This is a genomic window from Flavobacterium sp. 123, assembly GCF_003634825.1.
In the GTDB taxonomy this organism is placed as follows: Bacteria; Bacteroidota; Bacteroidia; order Flavobacteriales; family Flavobacteriaceae; genus Flavobacterium.
In genome coordinates this window covers 955,818-969,626 of the sequence record NZ_RBXD01000001.1, presented here as the reverse complement: position 1 = coordinate 969,626, position 13,809 = coordinate 955,818, and the positions used below count along the sequence as shown (strand labels likewise).

Here is a 13,809-nt window from a genome sequence, read left to right as displayed (position 1 = left end):
AATAAGAAACAAGATAAAGGATTATGTCGTCTCACTACGAAGCAACCATTAGAAAACCTTTAGTTATAGGTGATAAATCATATCACGACGTAACAGTAGATGTAGCTGCACCTGTTGAAGGTAAAGCAAATAAACATTGGTGGATTGTGTTTTCAATCGCATTAACAGCTTTCCTTTGGGGATTAGGCTGTATAATTTACACCGTGTCTACAGGTATCGGAACATGGGGATTAAATAAAACTGTTGGATGGGCTTGGGATATCACTAACTTCGTTTGGTGGGTAGGTATCGGTCACGCAGGAACATTAATTTCTGCAGTATTATTACTTTTCCGTCAACGTTGGAGAATGGCCATTAACCGTTCTGCGGAAGCAATGACTATTTTCTCTGTAATTCAAGCAGGTTTATTTCCAATCATTCACATGGGACGTCCATGGTTAGCATATTGGGTTTTGCCAATTCCGAACCAATTTGGTTCTTTATGGGTAAACTTTAACTCGCCATTACTTTGGGACGTATTTGCAATTTCAACTTATCTTTCAGTTTCATTAGTATTCTGGTGGACTGGTTTATTGCCTGATTTTGCAATGTTACGTGATAGAGCTATAACTCCTTTTAATAAAAGAGTATATTCTATATTAAGTTTTGGATGGAGCGGTAGAGCTAAAGATTGGCAACGTTTTGAGGAGGTATCTTTGGTACTTGCAGGATTGGCTACTCCACTTGTACTTTCAGTACATACTATTGTATCTATGGACTTTGCTACTTCGGTTATTCCAGGATGGCACACTACAATTTTTCCTCCATACTTCGTTGCTGGAGCGGTTTTCTCCGGATTTGCGATGGTAAATACTTTGCTTATCATTATGAGAAAAGTTTCTAATCTTGAAGCTTATATTACAATTCAACACATTGAGTTGATGAATATTGTTATCATGATTACAGGTTCTATTGTTGGGGTTGCCTATATAACAGAACTATTTGTTGCATGGTATTCTGGAGTTGAATATGAACAATATGCGTTTTTGAATAGAGCAACAGGACCTTACTGGTGGGCTTATTGGTCAATGATGACTTGTAATGTGTTCTCTCCTCAATTCATGTGGTTTAAAAAATTAAGAACAAGTATCATGTTCTCTTTTATAATTTCAATTGTTGTAAACATTGGAATGTGGTTTGAAAGGTTTGTAATTATTGTAACATCATTACATAGAGATTACCTTCCATCTTCATGGACAATGTTTTCTCCTACATTTGTTGACATAGGAATTTTTATTGGAACAATAGGTTTCTTCTTTGTGTTGTTTTTGTTATACTCTAGAACTTTCCCTGTGATAGCTCAAGCAGAGGTAAAAACAATATTGAAAGGAACAGGAGATAATTACAAAAGAGAAAGAGAAGCAAATAAAGATTCACATCATGAGTAATAAAGTAATATACGCCATTTATAATGACGATGATATATTGATGGATGCTGTTAAAAAAACGCGTGCAGCTCATTATCATATTGAAGAAGTTTTTACTCCTTTCCCGGTTCACGGATTGGATAAAGCTATGGGAATTGCCCCAACACGATTAGCCATTTGCGCCTTTTTATACGGGATATGTGGTATATCTTTTGGAACTTGGATGATGAATTACATCATGATTCAAGATTGGCCTCAAGATATTGGTGGTAAACCAAGTTTTAGTTATATTGAAAACATGCCTGCATTTGTTCCAATTATGTTTGAAGAAACGGTATTTTTTGCAGCTCACTTAATGGTTATTACTTTTTATATGAGAAGTAGATTATGGCCGTTTAAAGAAGCTGAAAATCCAGACGTAAGAACAACAGATGATCATTTTTTGATGGAAGTTGCTGTAAATGAAAATGAAGAAGAATTAGTTTCTTTTTTCAAAACTACAGGAGCAGTTGAAGTTAAAGTAATAGAAAAGCAGTAATCATAGCTATGAAAAGGATATATAAAATAACACTTTTATTTGGTTTTACCGTTTTAGTTTCGTCTTGTCATGATAAGACACAGCCAAACTATCAGTATTTTCCAAACATGTACGAATCTGTAGGTTATGAAACGTACTCTGAATCTGATGCGTTTAAAAATGGTAAAGAAGGTCAACTTCCTGTTCCTGGAACCATCAATAGAGGTTTTGAACCTTATGAATATGAAAATACAACCGCTGGTTATGATTTAGCGAAAGCAAATCTAAAATCACCTTTGGATTCTATTGAAAGAAATTCTGGTAAAGGAAAAGAACTTTTTGAAATTTATTGTATTAGTTGCCATGGTGCTGCTGGTAATGGTAAAGGAAAATTAGTAGAAAGAGAAAAATTTCTTGGTGTACCTAGTTATGCTGACAGAGCTATTACTGAAGGAAGTGTTTTTCATGTGATAACTTATGGTTTGAATGCAATGGGTTCACATGCTAATCAATTAAGTGCCCATGAACGCTGGTTAGTTGCTGACTATGTTCTAAAACTAAAAAGCCAATTATAATTGTTGAACAAACTGATCGTAATAGATATGTATACATTTTCAAGTAAATTAAAAACTTTTTCATTCATCTTAATGGCTGTAGGTCTTTTAGGAATTGGATATGGTTTTTTAACTGCACCTAAAGATATTCAAGAAGTTGAAAAGATACTTGCTGCTGATAGTCATGGTTCTCATGGTGTTGCTAAGCATGAAGAATCTAAATCTTCTCACGAAGCAAATGTTGCTTCAGAAGAGCATGCTGATGCAGCTGTTGTAGCTAAAGAAGCTGCTGAACATGAAGAACACTTAAATCATGTTTTACACCAATTACAAAACAAACCTTGGTCTGCATTGTATGTTGCTTGTATTTTCTTTTTATTAATCTCTATGGGTGTTTTAGCATTTTATGCTATACAACAAGTAGCACAAGCTGGTTGGTCTCCTGTTTTGTTTAGAGTTATGCAAGGAATCACATCTTACTTGCCAGTAGGATCTGTTTTGTTCTTTATATTATTAGTTTTATGTGGATTACATTTCAATCATATATTTGTATGGTTAGGAGAAGGTGTTACTGATCCTAAAAGTGCTAATTATGACGAAATAATTGCAGGTAAAGCAGGGTATTTAAACTTTCCATTTTGGATTGTAAGAGCTGCTGTGTTTTTATTGGGATGGAATTTATACCGTTATTTCTCTAGAAAAAACTGTTTAGCTCAAGATGAGTCTACAAACGATGATTTTTATAAAAAGAATTTCAAAATATCTGCAGGATTTTTAGTGTTCTTTATTGTGTCTGAGTCAATTATGTCATGGGACTGGATTATGTCAATTGATCCACACTGGTTTAGTACATTGTTTGGATGGTATGTTTTTGCAAGTTTCTTTGTAAGCGGTATCACTGTAATAGCAATGGTTACTTTATACTTGAAATCTAAAGGGTATTTAGAGCATGTTAATACAAGTCACATTCATGATTTAGCTAAATTTATGTTTGGTATTAGTGTATTCTGGACTTACTTATGGTTCTCTCAATTCATGTTAATTTGGTATGCAAATATACCTGAAGAGGTAACTTATTTTATTACTAGAATACAAGTATACAATCTTCCATTCTTTGGAGCTGTAGTTATGAATTTTCTTTTCCCATTGTTAATTTTAATTAATACTGATTTTAAAAGAATTACATGGATACTTGTTATGGCTGGAACAGTAATTTTATTAGGTCATTATATTGACTTCTTTAATATGATTATGCCAGGAACAGTTGGAGATCAATGGTTCATCGGTGTGTCAGAAATAGCTTCAGTTCTTTTCTTCTTCGGATTATTTATTTTTGTTGTTTTCACTGCTTTATCAAAAGCACCATTGTTGCCGAAAAGAAATCCATTTATTGAAGAAAGTAAACATTTTCATTATTAATATTTAAAGAAATAAACAGATGACAAGTTTGTTGGTAATTATAGTTTTAGTTTTATTGGCTGTTGCTTTATGGCAATTGACGAAAATTTTCGATCTTACTCAAGTAGGAGTATCTGATTCGGACAATTCTCAAATAGCTACAGATAATGATAATAACGTTCAAGGTTATTTGATGTTTGGTTTCTTAGCTTTTATATACATCTTTTCAATTTATTCTTTGTTTAGATGGGGTTCTTTAGTGCTTCATACGCCAGCTTCAGAACACGGAGCTGATGTTGATAATTTGATGAATATAACTTGGATTTTGATTTTTACTGTTCAAGCTATTACACAAGTTTTATTGCACTTTTTTGCTTTCAAATACAGAGGGAAAAAAGATCAGAAAGCATTATATTTTGCTGACAACAATAAGTTAGAAGCTATATGGAGTGTTATTCCAGCTGTTGTTTTGGCAGGATTGATTTTGTATGGTTTATATGCTTGGAATAATATTATGTTTGTTGATGAAGATGAAGATACTATTGTAATTGAATTATATGCACAACAGTTCAACTGGAAAGCTAGATATTCAGGTCAAGATAATGTTTTAGGAAAAGCTAATGTTAGATTTATTGAAGGAGCTAATTCTGTTGGTGTTGATATGTCTGATAAAAATGCACAAGATGATTTTGTTGTAACAGAATTACACATACCTAAAGGTAAAAAAATTCATTTCAAAATGCGTTCTCAAGATGTATTGCACTCTGCTTATATGCCTTATTTTAGAGCTCAAATGAATTGTGTTCCAGGTATGGTTACTGAATTTGCTTTTGTGCCAATTTATACTTCTGCAGAATATAGAGAGTTACCATACATGGTTGAAAAAGTAGCTAATATTAATGCAATAAGAGCTAAAAAGAGTATTGAACTTGTAGCAAAAGGTCAGCCAGCACTTGATCCTTATACTTTCGATTACTTATTACTTTGTAATAAAATTTGTGGAGCGTCACATTACAACATGCAAATGAAAGTAGTTGTTGATACACCAGAAGACTACAAAAAATGGTTAAGCGAACAAGTTTCTTTGGTAGACGAAATTAAAACTGCTGCGGCTCCTGCTCCTGTTGATGGCGCACCTGCAACTACTGATTCTACTAAAACAAATGATACAGCAGCTGTTGTTAAAATAGCAATGAAATAATTAATTAAGAAAATTTAAAGTAAACATATATGTCAGCAGAAGGTCACGATCACGGACACGATCACGAACACGAACATCATCATAAAGACACATTTATTACTAAATATATTTTTAGTATAGATCACAAAATGATTGCCAAACAATACTTGATTACAGGTATTATTATGGGTATTATTGGTGTAGGTATGTCTATGCTTTTTAGAATGCAGTTGGCTTGGCCTGAAGAGTCTTTTAAAATATTCAATATTTTATTAGGTGATAAGTTTGCTCCTGATGGAGTAATGGCAAATGATATTTATTTAGCTCTTGTTACAATTCACGGAACTATAATGGTTTTCTTTGTTTTGACGGCAGGATTAAGTGGTACTTTTAGTAATTTACTTATTCCCCTTCAAATTGGGGCTAGAGATATGGCTTCTGGATTTATGAACATGATTTCATACTGGTTATTCTTTTTATCTAGTGTTATTATGGTTTGTTCATTATTTGTTGAAGCTGGACCAGCATCAGCAGGATGGACTATATATCCTCCATTATCAGCTTTACCACAAGCAATTCCTGGGTCAGGAATGGGTATGACACTTTGGTTAGTTTCTATGGCTATATTTATTGCTTCTTCATTAATGGGATCTTTAAATTATGTTGTTACAGTAATCAATCTTAGAACCAAAGGAATGACTATGACAAGATTGCCACTTACTATTTGGGCTTTCTTTGTAACTGCTATTATTGGTATAGTTTCATTTCCAGTATTATTATCTGCAGCTTTATTATTAATTTTTGATAGAAGTTTTGGAACATCTTTTTTCCTTTCTGATATTTATATTGCTGGTGAAGTTTTACATTATCAAGGTGGTTCTCCAGTATTGTTTGAGCACTTATTCTGGTTCTTAGGTCATCCTGAGGTATATATCGTATTATTGCCTGCTTTAGGAATTACATCTGAAATTATTGCAACTAACTCTCGTAAACCAATTTTTGGTTACAGAGCAATGATTATGTCAATTTTAGCTATTGCATTTTTATCAACTATAGTTTGGGGTCACCACATGTTTATTTCAGGTATGAACCCATTCTTAGGATCGGTATTTACATTCACAACTTTATTGATTGCAATTCCTTCTGCTGTAAAAGCATTTAACTATATCACAACACTTTGGAAAGGTAATTTACAATTAAATCCTGCAATGTTATTTTCTATTGGTTTAGTTTCTACTTTCATTACTGGAGGTTTAACTGGAATTATTCTTGGAGATAGTACTTTGGATATTAATGTTCATGATACTTACTTTGTTGTAGCTCACTTCCACTTAGTAATGGGTATCTCAGCTCTTTATGGAATGTTTGCAGGTATTTATCATTGGTTTCCAAGAATGTTTGGAAGAATGTTAAACAAAAACTTAGGTTATATTCACTTTTGGGTAACTGCAGTTTGTGCTTATGGAGTATTTTTCCCAATGCACTTTATTGGATTAGCTGGATTACCAAGACGTTATTATACAAATACAAACTTTCCATTGTTCGACGATTTACAAAATGTAAATGTACTTATAACTACTTTTGCATTAATCGGAGGTGCTTTTCAATTGGTTTTCTTATACAACTTCTTTAGTAGTATTTTCTACGGTAAAAAATCTGTTCAAAATCCATGGAGATCGAATACTTTAGAGTGGACTGCTCCTGTAGAACATATGCATGGTAACTGGCCAGGTGAAATACCAGAAGTACATCGTTGGCCTTATGATTACAGCAATCCTGAACATGAAGATGATTTTGTTCCTCAAAATGTTCCAATGAAGCCAGGTGAAGTTGTTTTACATCACTAAAAATATATAAAAACAAAAACCTCTACATTAGTAGGGGTTTTTTGTTTTTATATATTTGAGTTTAGACTTTTATTTTAATAATCTCGCCTGATGTATTTCATGCAACTCATTAGTTTCTTTATCTTTGTTAAATGAATGAAAATTTAGACCCCACAACCAAAGGATTTAATTCGGAAGAATTAGATCTCGAAAAAAGATTGAGACCTCTTTCTTTTGATGATTTTGCAGGACAAGACCAAATACTTGAAAATTTAAAAGTTTTTGTTCAAGCAGCTAATCAAAGAAATGAAGCTTTAGATCATACCCTTTTTCATGGGCCTCCTGGCTTGGGGAAAACTACTTTGGCTAACATTTTAGCTAATGAATTACAAGTTGGTATTAAGATAACCTCAGGTCCTGTTTTGGACAAACCTGGAGATTTAGCTGGTTTATTGACAAATTTAGAAGAACGCGATGTTTTGTTTATTGATGAGATTCATCGTTTGAGTCCCATAGTTGAAGAATATTTATATTCTGCAATGGAAGATTTTAAAATTGATATTATGATAGAATCTGGGCCTAATGCCAGAACTGTCCAAATCAATTTAAATCCTTTTACTTTAATTGGCGCAACAACACGTTCAGGTTTATTAACAGCTCCTATGAGAGCACGTTTTGGAATTTCTTCACGCCTTCAATACTATACAACTGAACTCCTTACCTCAATAGTTGAACGAAGTGCATCAATATTAAAAATGCCAATTTCTTTGGATGCTGCTATTGAAATTGCCGGTAGAAGTAGAGGCACGCCTCGTATTGCTAATGCTTTATTGCGTAGGGTACGTGATTTTGCTCAAATTAAAGGTAATGGAACAATTGATATAGAAATTGCTAAATATGCTCTTAAAGCGCTTAATGTGGATGCTCATGGACTTGATGAAATGGATAATAAAATTCTTAATACAATTATCGATAAGTTTAAAGGTGGACCAGTTGGATTGTCAACATTAGCAACAGCAGTATCTGAAAGTAGTGAAACCATTGAAGAAGTTTATGAACCGTTTCTTATTCAAGAAGGATTCATCATGCGTACGCCAAGAGGTAGAGAAGTTACGGATAAGGCATATAGACATTTAGGAAAAATAAAAACCAATATTCAAGGTGGCTTGTTTTAAGTTATTCTTGTTCACTTTTCTTTATAAAATGTATAAAAATTGACTTTTATTTAAGAGTTTGCCTAGAATTACAAATACTATTTTACCATTAACAACAAATCAAAATACACACAATTTATAAAATCCGAAGCCAAACGCCTCGGGTTTTTGTCTTGTGGGATATCTAAAGTCGGCTTTTTAGAACAAGAAGCTCCTAGACTTGAAAAATGGCTAAATGATAAAAAAAATGGACAAATGTTGTATATGGAAAATAATTTCGATAAGCGTCTGAACCCGACCTTGCTTGTTGATGATGCTAAAAGTGTGGTTTCGTTATTGCTAAATTATTATCCGGAACAGCTACAAAATACAGATTCATATAAAATTTCCAAATATGCTTACGGGCAAGATTATCATTTTGTAATTAAAGAAAAACTTAAAGAATTTCTGTTTTCAATTCAATCGAACATTGGGGAGGTTTCTGGACGCGCTTTTGTTGATTCAGCGCCGGTTCTTGACAAAGCTTGGGCTGCCAAAAGTGGTTTGGGTTGGATAGGTAAAAACAGTAATTTGTTGACTCAAAAAGTAGGTTCTTTTTACTTTATTGCAGAACTTATTATTGATTTAGATTTAGACTACGATACTCCTACAACTGATCATTGTGGCACTTGTACAGCGTGTATTGATGCTTGTCCTACGGAGGCTATAGTTGCACCTTATGTAGTTGATGGGAGCAAATGTATTTCCTATTTTACGATTGAATTAAAAGAAAACATTCCTCAAGAAATGAAAGGCAGCTTTGATGATTGGGCTTTTGGTTGTGATGTTTGTCAAGATGTTTGCCCTTGGAATCGTTTTTCAAAATCACATTCGGAACCCTTATTTAATCCTAATCGGGAATTACTTTCGATGTCAAAAAGCGATTGGGAAGAAATTACCGAAGAAACTTTTAAAGTCATTTTTAAAAATTCACCCCTCAAAAGAGCCAAGTTTCAAGGGCTTAAAAAAAATATTGAATTCTTAAAATAATACTATTTATTAGTTTCTTAAGCTAGAATCTCGAACTATAATATTAGTTTCTAATTCAACCGTTCTAGGTTTAAATGGAGTTTCTTCTTTACGAGAATTCATTTCTTCTAATAACAAATTAAAAGAAACAATTCCCATTTCATGACTTGGTTGATCAACAGTACTTAATTTAGGCGTAATAACTTGTGCCATAAACCAATTGCTAAAGCCAATAATAGCGATTTGTTCTGGAACTTTTATGTTATTTTCATTAAAATAAGCTAAAGCACCTACGGCTACTAAATCTGTTATGACAAAAATACCGTCTACATCTGGATGTTCTTTAATGATTTGTTCTGCAAAATCTTTTCCTTCTTGAAAAGTAACTTTTTCACAGGTGTAAACTAACTTATTGTCAAAGGGAATATTATTTTTTTCTAATGCCTTTTTATATCCAATATAGCGGTCAATGGAATTTTGAGGATTTAATGGACCACGAAAATGAGCTATTTTTCTGCAACCATTATCGATTAGATGCTGAGTTGCATTGAAAGCAGCTTTTTGATCATCAATAATTACTTTTGAACAAGTAGTAAGTTTTGCAATCTTGTCAAACATTACAAATGGAATTTTTCTATTGATAATTCCCTTTATATGCTCGTCATTATTAGATTCGTTTGATAACGACATTATAATCCCATCAACTCTTTTATTGATAAGAAGTTCAACTTGTTTCTTTTCTAATTCTAAGGTTTCATTTGACTGAAGAATTATAACTAAATATCCATTTTTTTCAGCTTCATCGATAATAGCATTAATCACATTCGAGAAGAAATGATGCATTACTTCTGGAATAATCAATCCAATAGTTTTAGATTCTTTCGTTCTTAGGTTTACCGCAAAACTATTTGGAGTGTATTGTAGATTTTGAGCAAGTTCAATTACCGCATTTTTAGTTTTTTCACTAACATCTGGATAATTTTTCAATGCTTTGGAAACGGTAGTTATGGAAATGCCTAATTTACTAGCTATTTCTTTAAGAGTGATGTCTTTCATGAAGCGTTTATCTAATTGTTTAATTTAAAAAAATTAGTGAAAAAGATATTTATTATCGAGAAGGTCTTTTTAATAGGGTTTAGATCTTCTTTTATTCAAAAATTCAATACCAAGATATTAATTTTTATCTGAAATCCTTTCTAAATTTCAAATTAAACAAATTAATTAGCAACAGTTAAATTTAATAAAAACTGTGTTTAGGTAGATTCTCTTTCAATGATACTTGTATTCAACTCGATAGATTGAAAAACAACTGGTTCATCGTTCTTTTTTGCTTTTATTTCATCAAATAAAATGGAAGCTGCCCTTTGTCCAATCTCAAAACCTGGCTGATTAATTGTAGTGAGTTTAGGGGATATTATGCTTGACATAAACCAATTGCTGAATCCAAAAACGGCAACTTGCCTTGGAATTTCAATTCCAATTTCATTAAAATATTTAATAATTCCAATCGCAACTAAATCCGTTACGGCAAAAATTGCATCAATGTCAGGATGTTCTGCAATTATTTTTTTTGCATTTTCATAGCCGTCTTCAAAGTCTAAATTATTTTCACATAAATAAACCAATGAAGAATCGTAAACAATGTTGTTGTCTTCAAGCGCTTTTTTATAACCCAAAAAACGGTCTATAGCATTCTGGGGTAAATAAGATCCGCGAAAATGAGCAATTTTTTTATATCCTTTTTTTATTAGATAAGTAACCGCATCATAAGCCGCTTTCCTGTCGTTTATGGTCACTTTCGAACAGTTTACAATTTTTGCAATTTTGTCAAAAAGAACTAATGGAGTTTTGTTGGCAAGAATTGTTTTTAAATGGTCAAATTCGCCTGTCCCATTTGATAAGGAAATAAGAATTCCGTCTACTCTTTTATTCAATAAAAGCGCTACTTGTTTTTTTTCGAGTTCATAGTTTTCATTAGATTGTAAAATGATAACCATGTAGTTTCTTTTCTCGGCTTCTTCAAGAATTCCTTCAATAACATTCGAAAAAAAGTGGTGTACAACAGTGGGGATTATTAATCCAATGGTTTTAGATTCTTTGGTTCTTAAGTTTACGGCAAAGCTATTTGGAGTATAATTTAATTCGGTTGCTAAATCTATAACCGCTTTTTTAGTCTTTTCACTTACGTCAGAATAATTTTTTAAGGCTTTCGAAACAGTTGTTATAGAAATTCCAAGTTGTAAGGCAATTTGTTTGAGAGTAGCATCTTTCATTTATGGAGTTCCTGATTAGTATCGATAAAAAAAACTGTTTCTTGAAAAACAAATCTACAATTTAATTTGCAAATCGATTTTCAAAAAACAGTTTAACTTGAAAGATTTTATCAGGCTTTATTTAAGCTCCAAAATTACTGCTTCGTACGGACGTAAAGTGTTCTTTTTTATTTTTTTGGTGTTGGAATAATTGTCTAAAATAATTTTAGATTTAGCCGTAGAAATCGGAAGGGTATAGGCTGTATTTTTTTCAGAAAAATTCAATAAAATCAATAGTTTTTTACCGTCAAGTTCTCTAGTGTATGCAAATACATCCGGATTCTCTTTGTCTAAAAGGGTGTATTTGCCATAAACCAATGTTGGTTCCTTTTTGCGTAATGCTACTAAGTTTCTGAAATAATTCAACACTGAATTAGGATCTTTTTCTTGCGCTTCGGCATTCAAGGTCTCATAATTTGGGTTTATCTTCAACCATGGAGTTCCGGTAGTAAAACCTGCATTTTGAGTAGTGTCCCATTGAAAAGGCGTTCTGCTATTATCTCTTGAAGTTTGTTTTTGGCCCTGAATATATGCTTTTAAATTGCCACCATTATTTTTTAACTCAAGATATTTGTTTTTGGTTTGAACATCGTTATAATCATTAATATTATCAAATCGGATATTTACCATTCCTAGTTCATCACCATTATAATAAAAAGGAGTTCCTCTCATAGTCATTACAAAAGTAGAAAGCATTTTTGAAGAAATAGCTCTAAATTTCGGTGTATCATTACCAAACTTACTGACCATTCTAGGTTGGTCGTGATTGGCAAGAAAAATAGACAGCCATCCTTTGTCTTTGAAAGTTTGGTCGTATCGAGAAAAAATGTCTTTGTATTTTACAAGGCCAAAATCTTTTAAATGTTTGCCAATATCTACACTTTCAAAATGATATGCTATGTTTAATTCTTTTCGATCGGGATCCACAAATTGCATCGCATCTTCAGGAGAACTTCCAGCACCTTCAGCAACTGTCATGATATCATACTTGCTAAAAACTTCTCTATTCATTTCTTGTAAATAGTCGTGTAAATGGGGTCCTACACCATAATATTTATTTACATTTTTTTCGTAACCTTTTGGTAATTCTGGCCAAGTGGTGTCTTTTGAAGCAAATTGGAAAGCATCCATTCTAAAACCATCAATGCCTTTGTTCAGCCAAAAACGCATGATATCATATACTTCTTGTCTTACTTTTGGGTTTTCCCAATTCAAATCTGGTTGCTTTTGAGAAAAATAATGCAGGTAATAAGCATCAGTTTGGGCATCATATTTCCAAGCTTCGCTATTCACGTCAAAAAAGCTCCATCTGTAAGTTGGTTTTCCTTTTTCGGCTGGCCACCAATGGTAATAATCTCTGTATTTATTATCTCTGGAACTTCTGGATTGTTTGAACCATTCGTGCTCGTCACTACTGTGATTTACCACTAAATCCATGATTAATTTGATGTCGCGTTTGTGCATTTCTTTCAACAAAAGATCAAAATCTTCCATCGTTCCAAAATCTTTCATGATTTCACGATAATCACTAATGTCGTACCCATTATCATCGTTTGGAGAAGTGTAAATTGGGTTGAGCCAAACCGCATCAATTCCTAAACTTTTTACATAATCTAGTTTAGAAATAATCCCTTTTAAATCGCCCACACCATCACCGTCACTATCTTTAAAACTTCTTGGGTAAATCTGGTAAACAGTGGCTTCTTTCCACCATTTTGGATCTACATTTTTCATAATTGAGATTTTTTTATTTTGTGCATTTAAACTAATACAAGGGAGTAGTAGTAAAGCTGCAAACAAAAATAATACATGATTTTTTTTCATATCTAAGTTTTGGTTAAAGTTAAAAATACTAATTTTTGATGATTTGATTGAATTCTAATCGTTCACCGTCTGGGCCTAAAATATTAAAATAACTACATCCGTTATCCCAAAAATTAAGGAATACAGGTCTCTCTTCTAAAATTTGAAAGCCATTTTCTTTTAAAATTGTAAAAGTTAAATCTATATCATCTACATCAAAAGCAATGTGATCTACATGTCCATCTTTTCTGCTTTTAATTTCTGATAATTTGCTTTCAGGCATCTGATAAAGCTCAATAATCATGGATTCACGTTTCATCATGGCTACTATTCCACCTTTTTCAGCTTCAATTTCAAACGTTGATGCCATGACATTCGTGAAGCCTAATTTTTCATAAAATGCTTCTGATTTTTTAATGTCAGTTACCGGTATGCCGATATGTTGAATATGATTAATTTTTAAATTCATGATGTACATTCGCTTATGTATGATTTCAACGAAATCGATTTATTTTTAACATCTAATTTTGTCATTGTAAAAATAGATATTTTCTTAATGATACTTTTTTATGTTTCAAAAAAAGTAGATTATTTTTTATGTAAGTATTTGAAATTTAGTTTTTTAAATAAATAATTGCTTTAAAATAAGTA

At 32.4% G+C, this 13,809-nt stretch carries 12 protein-coding genes; 8 read left to right on the top strand and 4 right to left on the bottom strand.

What is annotated here, in order from left to right:
- Positions 1–23: 23 nt before the first annotated feature.
- The 8 genes from nrfD to queG all read left to right on the top strand — a co-directional run bounded on the left by nrfD (position 24) and on the right by queG (position 9,064).
- Positions 24–1,427, top strand: a complete 1,404-nt coding sequence (gene nrfD, locus C8C88_RS04355) for an NrfD/PsrC family molybdoenzyme membrane anchor subunit (protein WP_121336942.1) — start codon at positions 24–26, stop codon at positions 1,425–1,427.
- Complete coding sequence (locus tag C8C88_RS04350; protein WP_121336941.1) at positions 1,420–1,944, top strand: DUF3341 domain-containing protein; 525 nt, start codon at positions 1,420–1,422, stop codon at positions 1,942–1,944. Before nrfD ends, C8C88_RS04350 begins: the two co-directional genes overlap by 8 nt.
- 8 nt (positions 1,945–1,952) lie before the next feature.
- Positions 1,953–2,498, top strand: coding sequence for a cytochrome c (locus C8C88_RS04345; protein ID WP_121336940.1), 546 nt, complete (start codon positions 1,953–1,955; stop codon positions 2,496–2,498).
- A gap of 27 nt (positions 2,499–2,525) precedes the next feature.
- Positions 2,526–3,896 (top strand): quinol:cytochrome C oxidoreductase, encoded by a 1,371-nt coding sequence (locus C8C88_RS04340; RefSeq protein WP_121336939.1) that lies wholly within the window; start codon positions 2,526–2,528, stop codon positions 3,894–3,896.
- Positions 3,897–3,915: 19 nt separating this feature from the next.
- Complete coding sequence (locus C8C88_RS04335) at positions 3,916–5,076, top strand: cytochrome c oxidase subunit II (protein ID WP_121336938.1); 1,161 nt, start codon at positions 3,916–3,918, stop codon at positions 5,074–5,076.
- A 29-nt stretch (positions 5,077–5,105) separates the two neighbouring features.
- Positions 5,106–6,902, top strand: a complete 1,797-nt coding sequence (locus tag C8C88_RS04330; RefSeq protein ID WP_121336937.1) for a cbb3-type cytochrome c oxidase subunit I — start codon at positions 5,106–5,108, stop codon at positions 6,900–6,902.
- A 131-nt stretch (positions 6,903–7,033) separates the two neighbouring features.
- Positions 7,034–8,056: a Holliday junction branch migration DNA helicase RuvB gene (gene ruvB / locus C8C88_RS04325; protein ID WP_121336936.1), complete on the top strand. Its 1,023-nt coding sequence runs from the start codon at positions 7,034–7,036 to the stop codon at positions 8,054–8,056.
- Positions 8,057–8,143: 87 nt separating this feature from the next.
- Positions 8,144–9,064 carry a tRNA epoxyqueuosine(34) reductase QueG gene (queG, locus tag C8C88_RS04320; protein WP_121336935.1) on the top strand — a complete coding sequence of 307 codons (921 nt, stop codon included), beginning with the start codon at positions 8,144–8,146 and terminating at the stop codon, positions 9,062–9,064.
- Between the two features lie 9 nt (positions 9,065–9,073).
- Here the strand turns inward: queG and C8C88_RS04315 are convergent, their stop codons facing one another.
- The 4 genes from C8C88_RS04315 to C8C88_RS04300 form a co-directional block, all read right to left on the bottom strand.
- Positions 9,074–10,099 carry a LacI family DNA-binding transcriptional regulator gene (locus C8C88_RS04315; protein WP_121336934.1) on the bottom strand — a complete coding sequence of 342 codons (1,026 nt, stop codon included), beginning with the start codon at positions 10,097–10,099 and terminating at the stop codon, positions 9,074–9,076.
- A gap of 197 nt (positions 10,100–10,296) precedes the next feature.
- Positions 10,297–11,316, bottom strand: a complete 1,020-nt coding sequence (locus C8C88_RS04310) for a LacI family DNA-binding transcriptional regulator (RefSeq protein ID WP_121336933.1) — start codon at positions 11,314–11,316, stop codon at positions 10,297–10,299.
- A 117-nt stretch (positions 11,317–11,433) separates the two neighbouring features.
- Complete coding sequence (locus C8C88_RS04305; protein ID WP_370453780.1) at positions 11,434–13,179, bottom strand: alpha-glucosidase; 1,746 nt, start codon at positions 13,177–13,179, stop codon at positions 11,434–11,436.
- Between the two features lie 28 nt (positions 13,180–13,207).
- Positions 13,208–13,627 (bottom strand): VOC family protein, encoded by a 420-nt coding sequence (locus C8C88_RS04300; RefSeq protein WP_158588983.1) that lies wholly within the window; start codon positions 13,625–13,627, stop codon positions 13,208–13,210.
- Positions 13,628–13,809 lie beyond the last annotated feature (182 nt).

Excerpts from the sequence above, each read along its gene's own strand:
- nrfD (WP_121336942.1), top strand. The coding sequence starts at position 24 with ATGTCGTCTCACTACGAAGCAACCATTAGAAAACCTTTAGTTATAGGT.
- C8C88_RS04350 (WP_121336941.1), top strand. The coding sequence starts at position 1,420 with ATGAGTAATAAAGTAATATACGCCATTTATAATGACGATGATATATTG.
- C8C88_RS04345 (WP_121336940.1), top strand. The coding sequence starts at position 1,953 with ATGAAAAGGATATATAAAATAACACTTTTATTTGGTTTTACCGTTTTA.
- C8C88_RS04340 (WP_121336939.1), top strand. The coding sequence starts at position 2,526 with ATGTATACATTTTCAAGTAAATTAAAAACTTTTTCATTCATCTTAATG.
- C8C88_RS04335 (WP_121336938.1), top strand. The coding sequence starts at position 3,916 with ATGACAAGTTTGTTGGTAATTATAGTTTTAGTTTTATTGGCTGTTGCT.
- C8C88_RS04330 (WP_121336937.1), top strand. The coding sequence starts at position 5,106 with ATGTCAGCAGAAGGTCACGATCACGGACACGATCACGAACACGAACAT.
- ruvB (WP_121336936.1), top strand. The coding sequence starts at position 7,034 with ATGAATGAAAATTTAGACCCCACAACCAAAGGATTTAATTCGGAAGAA.
- C8C88_RS04315 (WP_121336934.1), bottom strand. The coding sequence starts at position 10,099 with ATGAAAGACATCACTCTTAAAGAAATAGCTAGTAAATTAGGCATTTCC.
- C8C88_RS04310 (WP_121336933.1), bottom strand. The coding sequence starts at position 11,316 with ATGAAAGATGCTACTCTCAAACAAATTGCCTTACAACTTGGAATTTCT.
- C8C88_RS04305 (WP_370453780.1), bottom strand. The coding sequence starts at position 13,179 with ATGAAAAAAAATCATGTATTATTTTTGTTTGCAGCTTTACTACTACTC.
- C8C88_RS04300 (WP_158588983.1), bottom strand. The coding sequence starts at position 13,627 with ATGAATTTAAAAATTAATCATATTCAACATATCGGCATACCGGTAACT.